The following is an 18,099-nucleotide window of genomic DNA, read 5'->3' as shown; positions in this document are numbered from 1 at the left end:
TTTTTACCTCGCACGATATATTATCAGATTTTTTTTGATTTTCACGCGGCAGTACTTAAGAGATATAAAGTTTATAAGGACGGCATATACTCTTTCTGGTACTATATATGTACATCAGGGATTTATCAATCCTGTTTTTATACCGGGAAAAAAACGCGGTAATGATCCAAAAAAATTATTCCCCGCATTGTTTTTTTATCACCCGTGCAAGCCGCCCGATACCTGCGATGATCTTCTCATCGGTAGAATTTGAGAAATTGAGCCGCATGGTCTTGCTCCCGCCCCCGTCAATATAAAACGGGGTTCCCGGTAATACCGCGACGTGTTCCTGTAAGGCAGCATTAAAAATATCCATCGATGAACAGCCATCCGGCAGGGTGATCCAGACGAACATGCCCCCGTGCGGTTGCGTATAAGTAACCGTATCCGGGAAAGTCTCTGCCATCGCCTTGAGCATGCATGCGCACTGGTCCTTATACGCCCGCTGGATCCGGGTTATGTGTGGGTCGATCGTTCCCTGCTGCAGGTAATCATACGCAATTCGCTGGGAGAGGTAATTGGAATGGAGATCGGAAGCCTGCTTGGCAATAATAATCTGCTCCATAATTTCCGGCGGGGCCACAACCCATCCCAGTCGCATACCCGGGGCAAGAATTTTTGAGAACGAACCGGTGATGATGGTCTGGTCCGGGATATATTCCCTCAACGACGAGAGAGACCTGCCGGAGAAATTCAGTTCGCCATAGGCATCATCTTCGATAAACAGGGTATCGGTTTCTTTTAAGATACCGGCAATTTCCCGTCTTCGTTCCTCGGAGTACGTAATCCCTGACGGGTTCTGGGAATTGGGAACCCCGTAAAAGAGCCGGATGTTGTTCTGCCGGCAGAGAGTTTGAAGCACGGTTGGATCCGGGCCATCGTTAAGCAGGTTCACCGGATGGAAGACCGGCTCGTAAAGAGAGAATGCCTGGATTGCACCAAGATATCCGGGTCGTTCTATCGCGATATTGTCCCCGGTATTGATAAAAACCTTGCCGATAAGATCAAGGCATTGCTGTGAACCATTGGTTATGAGAATCTCTTCCGGGGACACCGATAACCCGAGCCGCTTTTTATACCGGTCTGCAATATACTGGCGGAGCGGCAGGTATCCTTCGGTAGTGGAATACTGCAAAACGGACCGGCCGTCAGCGGCCAGTACCCGGGCGGCAGCCTGTGCGATGCCGTCAACATCGATAAGTGCCGGGTTCGGCAGTCCCCCGGCAAAGGAGATGATCTCCGGGTTTTCAGTAACCTTGAGGATCTCCCGGATGAAAGATTTGGGAGTTTTTGCCATTCTCGGTGCAAATAGGTACGGTCTTTTATTCGTACCGGTTTGTGATGCGATGGGGGATTTCATGCTTCGCCTGGTGACTGAATGGGTGTATGAAAAGAGTAGGATGTGCGCATTTTTAAATGATCACCCGTCCGGACCGTTAAAAAGGGATTTTTTTTTAGAACCGGGTATTTGATGCCAACCGGATTTACCGGAATATCACCCTAGAAAAAACCGGACAAATGACAAAACAAAATAATTAATGGTGAGAAATAGTATCAAAACACAATGAAAAATTTTTCAGCAATAGTTCTCCTTGTTCTTTTTTTGGGGATCCTTTTTGCAACCGGATGCATGAGCCAGCCGGATCCTCCGGTTGTCTCAATGACACCCACTCCGGTTTTCCCAACGACTACTCTTGCGGCAATCAATAATTCTTCGGCAATTCCCCAAACAACACCCATTCAGGTAATAACCAAATCCCCCATACCAACAAAGACACCCCTTCCAAAAGCAGATCCAACCGATGTCACCAGGATTGATTTCTTACATTATTCTGATAATGATTTCAGTCTTGATTATCCATCAGCATGGAATGTAACAACTGCAACGTACATCCCCTATTATTGTACAAATTATCTCGATACTGATTCCACGATCTATAAGGTATGCTACCAGAATGAGACAAAATTAATCGGGCCGTTCAATTTTTACGAAGATAATAATGTAAAGAAACAACGGCGGATTGTCACGTTTACGAGCGCCGATGGCAGGATAAAACTGGTAGCATTTTCAGCAGATTTCTCTGATGGCCTTAATGGAATGGTATTGGTTAACCAGGATCTGGAATGGTGCAAAGCGCAGTTTGAATATAATTATCCTGATCTGACCGGGTATGCGTCAAAGTATGTGGGAAATTATGCATTTCTCACAAGCGGAAACACCAGGATTTCATTCTACGATGTCACGATGGCAAAAGGTACCGCATACTATCCCTTAGCCTATACAAAAAAAACCATGGTAACCATGCGCCATTGGTATAGTTTTGGATTTATTACCGATAATAACAATTTTGACAAATACCGGAACTTAAAAGCGTATATATTTTCAACCATCAGGACAAACGACGGAGCGTAAAATTCCTGCACAAAAATTTCTCTTTTATCTGGGAATAATAGGATTTTTACTGGGGGATGACTCAACCAGCGGGTAATCTCCCATCCATGATTAACGGTACAAGATCACATGAGCATCCTGTCGGCAAATACCGGGTGACGGTACCGAGATGAAATGAAACAAATAATGAGGTGAGATTGAGCAGAGCGTGAAAAACAGAACAATAAAATGAGAGCCTATGCCGAGATTTGAACTCGGGACTTCCTCCTTACCAAGGAGGCACACTGCCGGGCTGTGTCACATAGGCATGTTGTGAATTATACCATTGTTGCGCAATCACCGTTATCAGAACATATGTTCTCTCAAGTTCCCTTGAGGCGGATTGCCTAACAACGTTGTAAGTTATTCCTATAAAACATTGCGGAAAAAACGGGCAAATCCCGGTTGATCCGTAGGACTCCCTGGGGCACATTCCTGCAATCGGCTCTTCAGAGCGCACGAATATATTCTATGCTCTGCAGAACTCCATCGAAAGTTGAGATTTCAAGAATGGGAATGATTGCTGAATTTTTAACCACCGCCATCACTTCCTTAAAATCAATGGTTCCCGCACCAACGGCATCATGTGAATCCTCCTTTCCCCGGTTATCATGCAGGTGATAATGCCCGGCCGGGTACCGGAGGAATGCCGGCAGGCACTGGTTCAGGTGTGCGTGGCCCACATCAAGGGCAAACGCAGCAGGGCCAATAAGGGGTAGTTCTGCCGGGGTTTTTAAGAAAAAATATTCCCAGTTGCCCATGTTCTCGATAAAGAAGGGCACCGAGTATTCCTGCGAGAGACGTTTTAGATCTAAAAGAGACTGCTGAAGCTGCTTTTCGGCTTTGTCGCGTTCTTCTGCCCAGGCAAAATATCCCGGGTGGATGACAAGCGGGGCATTTACCTCTGCGGCAATGGCAAAACATTCTTGCATCACTTCGATACTTGCACGGCGGATGGGTTCTAACAGGCTTGCGATATTGGTCCCCCTGCACGGGGTATGAATGGAAAAACGTGCAGTGCAGGACTCAAGGGGTTCAGAAGAACTGAGGTGATGCAATCCCTCATCCATGACTTCGATATAACCGGTTATACTAGAAAGCCGGTCCAGTGCTTCAGGAAGTGCGACTGCATGAAGACAGAATGTGGATACCCCGAACATGAATGAGTGATATTCCCGAGGAGACTGATAAATATGCCCGGTTGTTATTGAAAAAAAGAATTTTATTTCTTTAACCGGACTTCCATCTGCGGGAAAGGAATCTCAATTCCCTCTGCGGCAAACCGTTCTGCAATCTGCGTATTGATGGTATCTTTTACTTCATCGGGAAGATTGTATTTCCGCGCCCAGACATACAGGATAAATTTCAGGCCAGAATCCTGGAATTCTGAGAAAAATGCTTTTGGAGCAGGATCTTGAAGAAGATATTCTGTATTTTTAATCGTATCCCGGGCAATTTCAAGCAGGATCTCTTTTATCCGTTTTGGATCGCTGCCGTACGCTACAGAAACGGGGATAATAATCCGGAGTTTCTGGTCGGGTTCTGCATAATTTACAATCACGTTGGTGGTGATCCGGTTATTGGGGATAGTGACAATCTGGTAATCCAGGGTCTTTAGGCGGGTGCTTCTCGGCCCGATACTGATCACGTCACCATAATACTGGTCTACTTTTATCCGGTCACCGATCTTAAACGGTTTGTCGATTGTTATGATAGCCCCGCCAAAGAAGTTCGAGATGATGTCCTGCGCTGCCAGGGCAACAGCCAGCCCGGCGATACCGGCACCCGCAAGGAACGGGGTAATATTTACTTCAAAGATGGACAGGATCACCATCAATGCCGCAAACCAAACCACGTATTTGACCACGAGTTCAAGCAATTCTACCAACCGGTCATCCCAGTCACCCTCCGACTGGTCTGCCAGGTCGTGCCCATAGATGACAATGATATCGTGCAGGAATGAAGAGAGGATCCATGCACCGATCACGATATAGAATGCAGTAACATACCGCGGATCCAGTATCCATTGCAGGCCCGGTGGCAGGATGCCGAATTGACTGATTGCTAAATAGAGTGCAATAACCACAATGGCGACCTGGACCGGAGTCCCGATCGCAGCTATAATAATATCATCCCATTTCGTTTCCGTTTCTCCCGCTTTTGTACTAAGCCAGTTGACCACAAACCGGGCTATCAGGGCAAAAAGTATCCCGAATACAACCGTTGCAGCTGCGTAGACAAAACTGATGTCTGAAACCGGTATCTCCATGTACGTAGACTTATGTCACTGAACGTAAATAATATTAAGATTACATGGCGACGGGGACAGATATAGCCAAAAAACTCAACGAGTTAGTTGACCGGGATATGACCTTTATGCATATCTGCGGTACGCATGAAGCGGCCATTGCACGCTCCGGCCTGCGGAGTATCCTGCCGGAACAATTAAAGATTGTAATGGGCCCGGGATGCCCGGTCTGTATCACGCCGCAGGGCGAGATTGACGCTGCCCTTGACCTTGTAGAAAAAGACTGCATCATCGCAACCTATGGAGACCTTCTCAGGGTCCCCGGTTCAAAAGGCTCATTGGAATCCTGCGGCGGGGATATTCGCGTTGTACAGGGCGTTCACAAGGCCGTGGAAATTGCCGAGAAGACCGATAAGGAAGTGGTATTCATCTCCGTGGGTTTTGAGACCACTGCACCTACCGTTGCTGCTACGATCTTAACAAAACCCCCGAAAAATTTCTCCATTCTTTCCTGCCACCGCATTGTCCCTCCCGCCATGAAATGGCTGCTGGAGCAGGGCGAGGCAAAGCTTCACGGGTTCATGCTGCCCGGCCATGTTTGCGTCATCATGGGATATGACGAATACGAGCAATTCCCCGTTCCCCAGGTGGTTGCGGGATTTGAACCGGAAGACATCCTGCTGGGTCTGCTCATGCTTGTAAACCAGGTACAGGAAGGTACCCACCGTGTCGATAATGCCTATCCGAGAGCTGTATTGCGCGAAGGTAACCTGAAAGCTAAGAAACTTATGTACGAAGTCTTTGAGACTTCCGATGTCGAATGGCGGGGCTTTCCGGTAATTCCGGGTTCCGGACTCAGGCTGAAAAAGGAATTCGAGCAGTACGATGCGCAGAAGAAATTCGATATTGTCTTTAAACACGTAACCAAACACTCTGCCTGTATCTGCGACAGGGTACTGCGAGGAATTGCCTCACCGTCCGACTGCAAACTTTACGGAAAAGTTTGTACACCCCGGAACCCGGTCGGCCCCTGCATGGTCAGCCATGAAGGCGCCTGCAAGATCTGGCATATGTACCATGCGAAAAAAGTATGAATTTTTTTTTGATGGTATTATTTTTCAGATAATTTTGCTTTTTAACAAGGCGGGGATACTTAAAGTAAATTCTGAAAATAAAAGATTTTTTTCTAACCGTATTTTAAATTTTTATGTCCGTTTAACAATTATCTTTTTTATTTTGTAGAAACCCTTGCGGGGAACTGATGAGTTGCTCTTGGGGGCTTACGCACTTCGTGCTTCCGCCCCCGCCGCTCGGGCATCCCCCCATATAGCGATAATCTCATATGGTTGACGAAAACTTCTGTAAATGGGGGTCAAGGGGATGCTCCCCTTGGGATGCCTCCCCCTTTGGGGGAGAGAGGGGGTCACCCTCCCATATACTGAAGACTGCTGGCAAGTAACGGGAAAACGAGGATTTCTATAGGGTCAACTTTTTCATTATTTCTGGATATGAGGAATTCGATGTGCAGAACAATTCTAAAAAAAATGAGCGATTTATAATCCGGGAGTATCCAGAATTAGACGCTGCCCATCCAATCTTGTTGCAAGAAATAACATCCGTTCCAGACAATGAGATCTCCCGGAATGTATGGGCGAGATAATTTTACAAACGCGGGGCTTTTCATTACTGGAATAACACAAAGCAGGTCCTCAGGGAAAAACGATCCCTGCTCCTGAAATAATAAAAAATAGAGAGTTTATTATTGCTTCTTTCTCGCGATGAATAACCCGACAAAACCCACGACCCCGATGACAACGATACCGGGAAGCCCGGGGGTTTCAGTGGGTGCCGGGGGCGCCAGCATGGATTTGACGGTTGGTATGGGCGTTCCGGCAGGCATCATGCTTGTCGGGGTTGGGGGCATCAGATTGCCATAGGTTTGTGGCGAGGTTACCCCTTCGGTAGTTGGTTTATAGAACAGTGCATACACGCTGAAATGGGTGACCTGGGCACTGACCGTATGAGTTACCGGATCAACCGTTGTTGGAATTTCGGCCCAGGTTTTGGTGGTGAGATCATAGAACTGGATGGTCATGGCCTGCGTATTTCCATTTACCTTACCCAGAGCATCCGCCCATTGTGCCGGTGTCAGGGAGAACGAGATTGTTACAGCGCCTCCAGTAAACTGCGTACCGGAGGGTTCACACTCCACGGATAATCCGGAGAAGGAAAAGATTCCTCCCTGGGCAGCTGCTACATCTGTTACAACTGCGGGATCAAGCGGTGTTAAGGATAATTCTCCTACGGGTTGTCCGGTACTTGAGAGAACCGTTGTGCCCAGACCTACATCCAATGCCGAGGAAAATCCTGCTGCCGGATCGGTTTCAACAACATAATTTGCGAGAACCTGTCCTTCTGGATTATGCTGCATGGTTACCGTCGTTGGCGAAACTCCCGGGGGAGCCAACATTGCCTGAGGGGCTGCAGGAGCGGCCGGAGCGGCCGGTGCTGATGGTCCTCCGTCACCGGGGGCCGGTGCGGGTTCTGGCGTTGGTGGCAGCGTGATGGTATATTGCTGAGTATAGGCGGGTATTGCGTTCGGGATATCTATGGTTATATGCCCGGTATTTACATTTTTCAGGGTGAAACTGAGGGTCTGATCGCCGGCAGGAACTGTAGCTATCGTTCCATCCACACTATAATCAATAGTGGTGACAGCGCCGGAAATTTTTGTGCCCTGCAGGGACACGTCATAAGTACCCGCATTGATATTTTTATTGAGAGTTATTGGATTTGTTCCCGCTGCTATTCCGGGGATATATGCTGCTCCTCCGTTATAGGATAGCGTCAATGGATCTTTGGGCAAAGTATACCCGGTCGTACTCAGGGATGTAGCGGGGTTCGGGTTAAACTCAAATGGCAAAGTAACACTGTTGGTAATTACCGTATCTCCCGGGGTGTCCAGGTCATTAGAGTACAGACGGTATTTGAATGTGTTCCCTACAGCGAGTCCTGTTACGGTAACAGTGATTGCATCTCCAGAGTGCAGTGAAGTTGCGGGATCGGTGACCGTAGCGACAGTGTACGCTGAAACTGTCGGAATTGCAGCAAGAAATATGCTCACCACAATCAGGGCAGCGATAAATATGCGATACCTACTTTTTGTTCCACTCATAATTGAATCATCCTTGATCAATATTATTGAGATTATTATTCTTTCACGGTATAAATCTTCTGATCTTTATTCAAATAAAAAAATGTCGATCTGATTTTGGCACTATTGGATTTTGTCGGACCTGAGAATAATTCTGTTCAGGACGACAGAATGTTGTTGAGGGGTCGGGAATTGGATGATAAAGTAAAATGTAGTGGGGAGGGAAAATTTTAACCTTTTTTTTAATGGAATTTTTGAAAAATCATTATTAATAAAACCTTATCCTGACCGGTTCTCACCCATATTTTTATTTTAATACTTAAAATGAAAAGATTAAATGGTATAATACCAGAAATATCTTAATTGGTTATTAATTAACATAAATGAGATTTTTTGTATATATCCGGTATTTCACGACCTCCCATGAACGAAAACACCGTGTCTTCGGAACAAAATAAAATATTAGATTCGCAACATCGAAATGACATGCAGGATCTCCGGATCAAGGCAGAAGAACCTGCAATAATTCCAGAGCCGCGACTGGCAGTTGTCATCCCGGTTCAAAATAGCGAATTATCTATAGGTAGTCTTGTCCTTTTTGCTCGGCAGTATACCCCCCATGTTATCGTTGTTGATGATGGCTCTCATGACCAGACCATTGCCATTGCTGAACATGCCGGTGCGGTTGTCCTCAATGCCGATCCATATGGTGGAGGCAGGGTCTATTCGATACTGGCAGGTTGCAGGCGTGCGCTGGGGTATGGATGTACCGCTGTTGTAATTATTGACCGTTTCAGTAAACACCTTACCCGGGATATTCCGCGACTTGCAGAGCCGATATTATACGGGGAAGCAGATCTTGTCATCGGGTCCCGGTATACCCTGGGAAGAAAAGGCATTCCCCCGTTCCGTTTCAATAATGGAAAAAAATCCTGTGAAATACCGGAGAGATCCGAGGAATTCCACAGCACAGATCCGGATTCAACATTCCGGGCGGTCAGTGTAAAGGGAATTACCCTGCTCGACCTGCTTCCTGACAATGACCAGTTTGAACCCTTGATGATCTCCCTTTTTTCCCGGCGCCACCTTGCCATTCAGGAAATCCCCCTGGGTCAAAGGATCGAGCTTCCGACACCGGGGGACAATGGGGAGGAATATCCCCATTATCGCGGGAGCAGTATCGCAGTTGTCGTGCCGGCATACAATGAAGAGTTGCTTATCGGTGACACTCTTGCCGGGATACCGGATTTTGTCGAGCGCGTCTATGTCGTAAACGATTGTTCCACTGACAGGACCCAGGAGGTTGTTGCCTATTATGCAGCACACGATCCTTCTGTCATTCCGATCCTGCACGAGAAGAACCAGGGTGTCGGCGGTGCGATCATAACCGGTTACCGAAGGGCGCTGGAAGACAACATGGACTGTGTTGCCGTTATGGCCGGTGACAACCAGATGGACCCGGATTTCTTAACTGCCCTCCTCGATCCCGTCATTGACAAAAAATGTGATTATTCCATGGGCAACCGCCTCATCAGCCCGGAGTACCGCAAAGGGATGAGTAAGTGGAGATACCTGGGAAACAGTGTTCTCACCCTGCTCACCAAAATTGCGAGCGGCTACTGGCAGATGATGGATCCCCAGAACGGGTACACGGTCATATCCAAGCGGGCGCTCGAACGCATCAACCTCAACGGAATCTATACCCGGTATGGGTACTGCAATGACCTTCTCGTGAAACTCAATGTTGTCGGTTTTAGGGTGATCAATGTCCCGCACCCTGCCCGCTATGGCATGGAGAAATCAAAGATCAAATACAGCACCTACATCTGCCGGGTCTCATGGCTTCTCCTGAGGGATTTTCTCTGGCGCTTAAAGATGAAGTACGTGGTGCTGAACTTCCATCCGCTCGTCTTTTTCTATGTAGCGGGGGCGATATTTACGGTCCTCGGTATCGTTGGCGGAATTTATGCCTTGCATTTTAAATTTATCCAAGGATATCCAATCTTTGTGCCGTTGATCTTATCAGTTATCATCTTTGGCATGGGCATACAGGCGATGTTCTTTGCGATGTTCTATGACATGCAGCAGGAGAAGGTTGCGAACGGGTGGTACGCGTGATGCATCGGAGTGAGATTTGTACTAAATTTTTCAAATCCATGATTGACAAAATAAAAAAAGAAGGGTGAAATAACTTGGTTTCTTCAAAAGGACAAATTTGTACGCGATGCATCCTTGATACTACTGTACCAGAAATTTCTTTTGATTCTAAAGGTGTATGTTCCTTTTGCAAAATCCATGACTCTCTAGAGAAGACTCATCCACTCCATGAAGAAGGAAAAAAATATTTTACTTCCCTTATTGAACAAATCAAAAAAGAGGGCGGGAACAATGCATATGATTGTATTGTTGGAGTGAGTGGAGGGAGAGACAGTACATATACATTATATACTGCAGTTGAAATGGGATTACGACCACTTGCGGTTCATTTTGACAACGGCTGGAATTCTGAAATCGCTGTCAACAATATTAAAAATGCGACAAATAAACTTGATATTGACCTTCACACGGTTGTTGCTGACTGGGAGGAGTTCAAGGACCTCCAGAAGTCATTTCTGTCGGCATCGGTTTCTGATGCTGAAGTTCCTACAGACTATGTAATTATTTCTGTCCTCATGCAGACCGCAAACAAATTTCACGTGAGGTATATTTTTAATGGCCATTCTTTCCGTACTGAAGGTGTAGCACCAATAGGCTGGACCTACATGGATGGAAAGTATATCCGAAGTGTCCATGCCCGTTTCGGGAAACAAAAGATAACCAGTTTTCCCGTTATGAGCCTTTCTGAGTTACTGTATTACACATTTATCAAACGCATCCGAATGATCGATGTCCCGGAATTCATCGAGTACAATCAAGCGGTTGTTGATGATGTCCTAAAGAACAAACTCGGGTGGAACTACTACGGGGGTCATCATCATGAGAATGTTTTCACAGAATTTTTCCAGTCATTTTATCTTCCGAAAAAATTCGATATCGACAAACGGAAGCTGGAGTATTCTGCCCTTGTCAGGTCAGGCCAGATGAAGCGTGAGGACGCCTTAAACGAAGTACAGCACCCATATTCGTACAATCCTGAGATTATCGATTATACTCTTTCCAAAATGGGGCTTAGCAAGGAAAAGTTCCAGGAAATTATGGATGCTCCAAGAAAATCGTTTAAAGATTACCCCACATATTACCCAATTATCAAAGCTGCCCGGTTTCCCATCGGACTCGCTTGTTCTCTTCATCTTCTCCCACCGGTTTTTTATGAAAAATATCTCGGTGGATAGTCAGGAGGATTTTTCGATGATAATTACAATTGTTGACTATGGAATGGGAAATCTCGGCAGTATCCGGAATACATTTCAGCGTCTCAACATCGAAACTAAGATAACCTCAAATCCCCAGGATATTCTCGATGCAGAAAAACTAATCCTGCCCGGGGTCGGAGCGTTCGACCAGGGTATGCACAATCTCACCGAGCTCGGGCTCCTTCCGGCTCTGCAAAAGAGCGTCCTTGCAAACCGGGTTCCAATTCTTGGCATATGCCTAGGGATGCAGTTACTCTCAAAAAGGAGTGAGGAGGGCCATGCCGAAGGATTGGGATGGATCGATGCAGAAACAGTTCGATTTGGTTTTGATATAGCAGATAATCACCGAAAAATCCCCCATATGGGATGGAACAGTGTAAATCCCGTACGAGAAGGTCCGATTGTGAGCGGTGTGGATGCTGGGGATCGGTTTTATTTTATCCATTCGTATCATATTTCGAACATTGATGAAAAACTGGTAACCGGTACAACTGAATACGGGTACTCCTTTCCCTCGCTTATCCGGCAGGACAACATTTTTGGCATCCAGTGTCATCCGGAGAGAAGTCACCGGAGCGGTTTTAAAATCCTCCAGAACTTCATGAGGTTTTGAATCATGTTCCGCCCACGCATTATTCCTTGTTTGCTACTCAAAGAAAAAGGACTGGTAAAAACCATCCAATTTAAGGATCCCCGGTACATCGGAGATCCCATTAATGCTGTTCGGATTTTCAATGACAAAGAAGCAGATGAGCTGGTTTTCCTTGATATTATGGCCTCGCGAGGCGGCGGTTTTCTCGGTTTGCGCAGGCAGGCTCCTATTGCATTCGAACTCATTGCAAAAATTTCCCGTGAATGCATGATGCCGCTTTCCTATGGCGGAGGCATTACCACTACGGATGAGATTAAAAAACTCTTCGGCATTGGTGTAGAAAAAGTGATTATCAACACCCAAGCGATAGAAAATCCCGAATTCATCAAAGAGGCGAGTGATATATTCGGAAACCAGAGTATCATCGTATCTATAGATGTTAAGAAAAATTCTCTGGGAGAATATGAAGTATTTATCCGGGGAGGTACCAAAGCAACGGGAAAAGATCCTGTGCAATTCGCCCGTGATATAGCAGCGATGGGGGCCGGTGAACTGATGATCAATTCAATCGACCAGGATGGAATGATGACCGGATATGATACAGTGTTGATCAAAACAGTTGCCGATGCGGTCAGTGTCCCGGTCATTGCCTGTGGCGGTGCAGGAAAGATTGAGGATCTTTTTGATGCATACGAGAATGGCCATGCATCGGCAATGGCTGCCGGAAGTATGTTTGTGTTCCATGGCAGGAAAAGGGCGGTCCTCATCAGTTATCCTACCCACAGTGAACTCGAGGAAATTTTTTTAAAAAAAAATTATAAATTGGTGTGCAGGAAGAGAATATGACTAAAATTTTGATTATCACCAGTGCATTTGCAAAAAACAAAGACGATCCGGGTGATTTCATTTTTGATCATGCAAAAAGTCTGAATCAAGGAGAGATGCAAATAGAAGTCCTGACACCACATATCGATGCATCAAAATTTTGGGAAGAGATTGGGGACATTAAAGTTTTTAGATTCCCATATTTTTTACCTTTAAAAATGCAAAGACTTGCATACGGCAATGGCATTCCATATAATATCAGAAACAGTAATTTAGCTATAATACAAGTACCATTATTCATTGCTTCCGAATTGGCCCATACAATAATAATCATTTTTAATCGAAAAATAGAAATCATAAATTCTCATTGGTTATTACCACAGGGATTAGTCGGGGGAATTTGTAAAAAGGTTCTTCAAATACCTCATATTGCCACACTCCATTCATCTGAAGTGACAATGCTCAGGAAAATACCTTTTGGGAGAGTATTTTCTCAATTTATCGCAATGAATAGTGATAGAATTATTTCAGTTAGTAAACATAGGGCTGATGAATTTGTATCATTATTGGCTCCAAGATATCGAGAAAAATGTAAACAGAAAATTGTAATAATTCCGATGGGGATTAAACACAGCACATCTAAAATTTTAATTGATACAATAAAACTGCGTTCTCAATTAAATCTTAATTCAAGACACATTGTTCTTTTCGTAGGTCGCCTTGATGAAGTAAAAGGATGCGAATACTTAATTGAAAGTTTTAGAACAGTTATTGCGCACAAGACAGATGCTTTGTTAATAATCATTGGCGGTGGTTCTTTAGAGGAAACCCTAAAAAAGAGTGTATCTGAGTATGGTTTGGACAATTGTGTTCGCTTCGAAGGATTTGTTGAACATGATAAAATATGGGACTATTATGCTCTTGCAGATATTGTTGTTATCCCTTCAATAGTTGACTCTTCTGGGTATGAAGAGGGCTTACCAGTTGTTTTATTAGAAGCCATAACTGCTGGAAAGGCAGTTATTGGAACAAATGTTAAGGGAATCTGTGAAGTGATCCAGGATGGGGAAAACGGTCTTTTAGTCAATCAAAAAAATTCAAAACAACTTGCAGATAAGATACTTGACCTTCTAAAAAACGATGAATTGCGTAATACACTTTCACAAAACGCATTATCTTGTGCAGATAATTATAATCAAGATTTTATCGCAGATAAATACACGGACATTATACATGAACTTATTTCATTGAAAAAAAGGGAGAGGGGGGGTATTGAGTAATGGTCTCAGTGATTATGTTAATAACATCGCTCGCTGGAGGGGGGGCCGAAAGAGTCGCTTCAGAGCTGAGTCTAAACCTTGATTCTCAAATTCAAAGGCAAATTGTTATATTAACTAATGAGGTGTCTTATGCAAGTAATAAACCCCCGATATCATTGGATTTTAATTTTCGATCTCCAAAAATATTGAGTATATTATGGGCTTTTTTATTCGGCACTCTAAAATATAGAAAACTCATGGTTGAGCACAAACCAGAAATATCAATGAGTTTTTTAACATTAGATAATTTTATTAATATTTTGGCCAATTTGAGGAATAAAAGGATTAAAACAATATTACAGGTTCATATTGCATTGTCAATGAAGTTTAGAGATTCTATTCTGGATGAAATTGCAAAGCACTTAATTACTATTTTATATAATCGTGCAGATTTGATCATAGCTGTTTCTGAGGGAGTGAAACAAGAACTAATTCATGAATTTAAGATAAATCCAGAGATTGTGAAGGTTATCTATAATCCGAATGATATTGAAAAAATTAAGATTTTGGCGGATCAGCCTGTTAATGATGAATGGTTCAATGGAGATATTCCTATAATATTTAATTTAGGTAGATTGACTGAGCAAAAAGGGCAATGGCACCTTATTCGGGCATTCTCAAAAACAAGAGAAGTCGTTTCTTGTAAATTAGTAATTCGTGGAAATGGGAATTTAAAACCATATTTAGAAAAACTAGTGTTAAATCTCGATTTATCATCTGATGTTAAATTTTTAGATTGGCAAGATAATCCATATAAATATCTCTCGAAAGCATCAATATTTGTATCGTCATCGCTTTGGGAAGCATTGCCATATTCAATTATCGAAGCAATGGCTTGTGGGTGTCCAATTATTGCTTCAGATTGTAAATACGGCCCCAGAGAAATATTATCTGATGGAAAGTTTGGAATTCTAACGTCTCCATTAGATGGAATAATGTATAGTGCTCTTGATCCTTTAACACCCCAAGAAATCGAATTATCAAATATGATGGTGGATATCATCCGTAATAGAGAATTGCGTTTACGTTATTCGAGAACTGGGATAGTAAGATCTAATGATTTTAACCTGAATATATCCACCGAGGCGTATTCATCCGTCTTTGAATCGATCGCGAATAGGGATAGATCACTATGAGATCAAATGATTGTATATGCCCAAAAGTTGCTATAATAACTGGCAACTGGGATATTAATAATCTTTCAATACGTCTAACTGCTCAAAAATTAGTATTGATTTTTCTGAAAATTTCAAAGAATGTTACAGTGATTTCTGCTAATCATGACATTAATATTGACAATCTCAATTTGACTCACAAAAAAATAAGTTGCGAGACTGATAGTCGTCATTTTGTTATCCGCGGTTTCAATCATATCATATATCAAATAAAAATAGTCCAAACTATATTCAAATTAGTAAAAAATCAGTATACGGTTTTTATTTTTTGTTTTGGTGCAGATTTATTTATTTTACCACTTCTCACTTTATTTATACTAAAGAAAAAAATTTTGATCCGAACAGATTCGCGCCCCTCGACGTCATTGCAATATTTTTGTCAACCGTCATGGAAGATATTTTTATTTGAGACTGTCGAGAAAATTAATTATTCAATTTCTGATATTATTATACCTGAATCTAAATATATGGTAAAATTTTATCATTTGGAGCGATATTCGAATAAAATTTTTATAGGGCCGCTTTTTGTTGAAGATTACTTTTTTAAACATAATATACCCAACATTGACCATAGGCCATTTGATATCGGTTACTTTGGTCGATTTTCTGAAGAAAAGGGTTTTGCAGAATTAATTGAATCGTTGAGAATCATCAGTAAATCTCATGGGCATATCTCCGCATTATTTATTGGAGATGGGCCTATGAGAAAATTATTGATGGATATTCAAAATGATAATAACCTCGATATATCAGTGATTCCGTGGTGCGAAAAAGAAGATATTCCGTCTTACTTTGCAAAAATAAAACTATTTATTTTACCCTCATATAAAGAGGGATTGCCCAATTCAGTGCTGGAATCTATGGCATGTGGCACACCAGTACTAGCAACACCAGTGGGTGGAATTTTAGACGTGGTTATCGATAATCAAACTGGGTTCATAATACCAAATAATTCACCAAGTGAGATTGCAAACATTATTCAAAAAGCCCTTAACAATTCAGATCTTAACCGAATATCATTTGCAGCCCGAGAAAAAGTAATGGAGGAATACAATAATAACTCCGTTTTAAATAATTACACTGATATATTATCTTATGTTTCGACTTCTTCAAAAAGTTGAAAATACTAGAGGAGCACCTTGTGAAATTAAACATTTCAGATCATTTTATAAAATATATAGCAATATCGCTTTTATTATATTCAATTTGTTGTTTATTTATGTTATTTCTTACACCTAGTTCCAGTTATGAATCCTCGATATATTTTTCTGTTTCTCCTTTTTATTGGTCAATGTTAATTTTGAATTTTATTTTTGGGATCATGCTAATATTAATAAGCACTAAAAAATATTTAGGTTTTTTTTTACTCTATCTAACTTACACTCTTTCAATATCAACCCATATTATTCATGGATATGTTTGGTGGAATTTATCTGGAGATACTGGAACACACCTTGGAATAGTTAAAGAAATTCTCTGGAATGGCTTTTGCCCTAAAGATATAATATATCCTGCATCACATGTCCTTTTAGCGGAATATAGCACTATTTTGAATGTTGATATTCAGATTTTGCATTTATTATTACCAGTTTTTTTTTCATTATTTTTCCCTTTAGGGATCTACCTCATCTCCAAAATTTTGCTTAAAAACCCAATAGAAAAAAATATTGCAACAATTATTGGATTTTCATTTCTACCTGGAGTTTGTATTGCTTTTTTTCCAAATGGATTGATTAATTGCCTATTTCCTCTTTTTTTATTTATAATTTTAAAAACAATGTATAACTTAAAATTTGCTTTCAAAATATTAACATTCATAGTTTTTCTATTGCTTACGACTTTTCATCCTTTAATTGGAATGATAATGGCACTAATATTTGTTTCAATGGGAATCAGCATTGTTTTTTTTGATAAGAAATATCATAAATACTTTAATAATAAATATGATCTAAAATTTTTTTCAGTTTTTTTAGTGTTTACAATTTTGGGAATAATATGGATGTCATGGCAAATGCAATTTCAAGAATTTAATATGATACTGTCCAATATTGTTAACACACTTAATGATGAAGAGTATTATAGGCAAGCGATTTTTTTAAATGATATTTCGGCAGCAAACAATTATGGATACAATATTTTAGATTATTTCATAAAAACATACGGGGTATATCTTATATCGATAATAATTTCTATAATTGCGTTAATAATTTTTTTCGTAAAAAAACAAGAAAAAAACAATATTTTTTGGATATGGATATGTTTGAGTTTTTTGTATACATTGGCGGTACTGGGATTATTTTTTGAATTTGGATTTGCACCTACTAGATTCTTATTTTATTCAATGGTATTAACAATTCCATTATTTGGGTATGTCGGTGGACTAGTAATTACAAATGATTTATTTTTCCGTGGCATTAAATTCAAAATTTTCTTTATTATAATTGGATTGTTGGTACTTATGTTTGTAATATTAAATGGGCTTTTCACAATATATCCTTCTCCATATACTCTTAGTAGCAGTTATCAATCTACGAACACAGAGGTAGCTGGAATGAATTGGTATTTTAATAACAAAGACACAGGGTTAGAGATTACTGGAATAAATCTGCCCACAACAAGATTCTATGATTTTATATTCGGAGTAGGAGATAAAAGACTTGTTTTAGGGGGCGTTAACTCCCTTTATAGTCCATTTCATTTTGGATATGACCACCACATATCCCTCTCAAATTCATACGATACTTCCCTTTATCTTGGAATAACTACGAGAGACTTATTCAAATATGTATATGTTTATCCCCAAATGGCCAAATATAGGTGGAACCCACGAGACTTTCAAAGAATAAATCGAGATTCTGGTATACAAAAAATATACACAAATGATGGATTTGAATTAAATTTTATTGGCGGGTGAAATTATAAGGGATATATTTGTACATACCCATTAAATTTTTCCTTCACTA

General features: G+C 41.8%; 14 protein-coding genes and 1 tRNA gene. 10 read left to right on the top strand and 5 right to left on the bottom strand.

Annotated features, from left to right (window positions below):
- Window positions 1-175 precede the first annotated feature (175 nt).
- On the bottom strand, window positions 176-1,399 hold the full coding sequence (locus CVV30_04495; GenBank protein PKL70615.1) for an aspartate aminotransferase: 1,224 nt from the start codon (window positions 1,397-1,399) through the stop codon (window positions 176-178).
- A gap of 204 nt (window positions 1,400-1,603) precedes the next feature.
- On the opposite strand from CVV30_04495, the gene CVV30_04490 reads away from it, so the two are divergent.
- The gene (locus CVV30_04490) at window positions 1,604-2,452 is read left to right on the top strand and encodes a hypothetical protein (protein ID PKL70614.1); all 849 of its coding nucleotides are present in this window, start codon (window positions 1,604-1,606) and stop codon (window positions 2,450-2,452) included.
- A gap of 212 nt (window positions 2,453-2,664) precedes the next feature.
- Here CVV30_04490 and CVV30_04485 read toward each other — a convergent pair.
- The 3 genes from CVV30_04485 to CVV30_04475 all read right to left on the bottom strand — a co-directional run bounded on the left by CVV30_04485 (window position 2,665) and on the right by CVV30_04475 (window position 4,739).
- Window positions 2,665-2,738: transfer RNA gene (locus CVV30_04485), tRNA-Thr, on the bottom strand.
- A 181-nt stretch (window positions 2,739-2,919) separates the two neighbouring features.
- Window positions 2,920-3,630 (bottom strand): xylose isomerase, encoded by a 711-nt coding sequence (locus CVV30_04480; GenBank protein ID PKL70613.1) that lies wholly within the window; start codon window positions 3,628-3,630, stop codon window positions 2,920-2,922.
- 62 nt (window positions 3,631-3,692) lie between these two features.
- Window positions 3,693-4,739, bottom strand: a complete 1,047-nt coding sequence (locus tag CVV30_04475) for a mechanosensitive ion channel protein MscS (GenBank protein ID PKL70612.1) — start codon at window positions 4,737-4,739, stop codon at window positions 3,693-3,695.
- Between the two features lie 44 nt (window positions 4,740-4,783).
- Between CVV30_04475 and CVV30_04470 the strand changes: the two genes are divergently transcribed.
- Complete coding sequence (locus CVV30_04470) at window positions 4,784-5,812, top strand: hydrogenase formation protein HypD (protein PKL70611.1); 1,029 nt, start codon at window positions 4,784-4,786, stop codon at window positions 5,810-5,812.
- A gap of 665 nt (window positions 5,813-6,477) precedes the next feature.
- Here the strand turns inward: CVV30_04470 and CVV30_04465 are convergent.
- The gene (locus tag CVV30_04465; protein PKL70610.1) at window positions 6,478-7,893 is read right to left on the bottom strand and encodes a hypothetical protein; all 1,416 of its coding nucleotides are present in this window, start codon (window positions 7,891-7,893) and stop codon (window positions 6,478-6,480) included.
- Window positions 7,894-8,295: 402 nt separating this feature from the next.
- Between CVV30_04465 and CVV30_04460 the strand changes: the two genes are divergently transcribed.
- The 8 genes from CVV30_04460 to CVV30_04425 all read left to right on the top strand — a co-directional run bounded on the left by CVV30_04460 (window position 8,296) and on the right by CVV30_04425 (window position 18,050).
- Window positions 8,296-9,990: a hypothetical protein gene (locus CVV30_04460; protein ID PKL70609.1), complete on the top strand. Its 1,695-nt coding sequence runs from the start codon at window positions 8,296-8,298 to the stop codon at window positions 9,988-9,990.
- Window positions 9,991-10,064: 74 nt separating this feature from the next.
- The gene (locus CVV30_04455; GenBank protein ID PKL70608.1) at window positions 10,065-11,204 is read left to right on the top strand and encodes an N-acetyl sugar amidotransferase; all 1,140 of its coding nucleotides are present in this window, start codon (window positions 10,065-10,067) and stop codon (window positions 11,202-11,204) included.
- Between the two features lie 19 nt (window positions 11,205-11,223).
- Window positions 11,224-11,838, top strand: coding sequence for an imidazole glycerol phosphate synthase subunit HisH (gene hisH / locus CVV30_04450; GenBank protein PKL70965.1), 615 nt, complete (start codon window positions 11,224-11,226; stop codon window positions 11,836-11,838).
- 3 nt (window positions 11,839-11,841) lie between these two features.
- Window positions 11,842-12,663 (top strand): imidazole glycerol phosphate synthase subunit HisF, encoded by an 822-nt coding sequence (locus CVV30_04445; protein PKL70607.1) that lies wholly within the window; start codon window positions 11,842-11,844, stop codon window positions 12,661-12,663.
- Window positions 12,660-13,922, top strand: a complete 1,263-nt coding sequence (locus tag CVV30_04440) for a hypothetical protein (GenBank protein ID PKL70606.1) — start codon at window positions 12,660-12,662, stop codon at window positions 13,920-13,922. Before CVV30_04445 ends, CVV30_04440 begins: the two co-directional genes overlap by 4 nt.
- A complete protein-coding gene (locus CVV30_04435) occupies window positions 13,922-15,097 on the top strand; it encodes a hypothetical protein (protein PKL70605.1) in 1,176 nt (391 codons plus the stop codon). Before CVV30_04440 ends, CVV30_04435 begins: the two co-directional genes overlap by 1 nt.
- Window positions 15,094-16,257, top strand: a complete 1,164-nt coding sequence (locus CVV30_04430) for a hypothetical protein (protein ID PKL70604.1) — start codon at window positions 15,094-15,096, stop codon at window positions 16,255-16,257. Before CVV30_04435 ends, CVV30_04430 begins: the two co-directional genes overlap by 4 nt.
- A gap of 170 nt (window positions 16,258-16,427) precedes the next feature.
- Complete coding sequence (locus CVV30_04425; GenBank protein ID PKL70603.1) at window positions 16,428-18,050, top strand: hypothetical protein; 1,623 nt, start codon at window positions 16,428-16,430, stop codon at window positions 18,048-18,050.
- Window positions 18,051-18,099: the final 49 nt, after the last annotated feature.

Source organism: Methanomicrobiales archaeon HGW-Methanomicrobiales-1, from assembly GCA_002839675.1.
In the GTDB taxonomy this organism is placed as follows: domain Archaea; phylum Halobacteriota; class Methanomicrobia; order Methanomicrobiales; family Methanospirillaceae; genus Methanoregula.
Note: the sequence above shows the minus strand (reverse complement) of the source record. Positions and strands in the feature narration are given on the sequence as shown.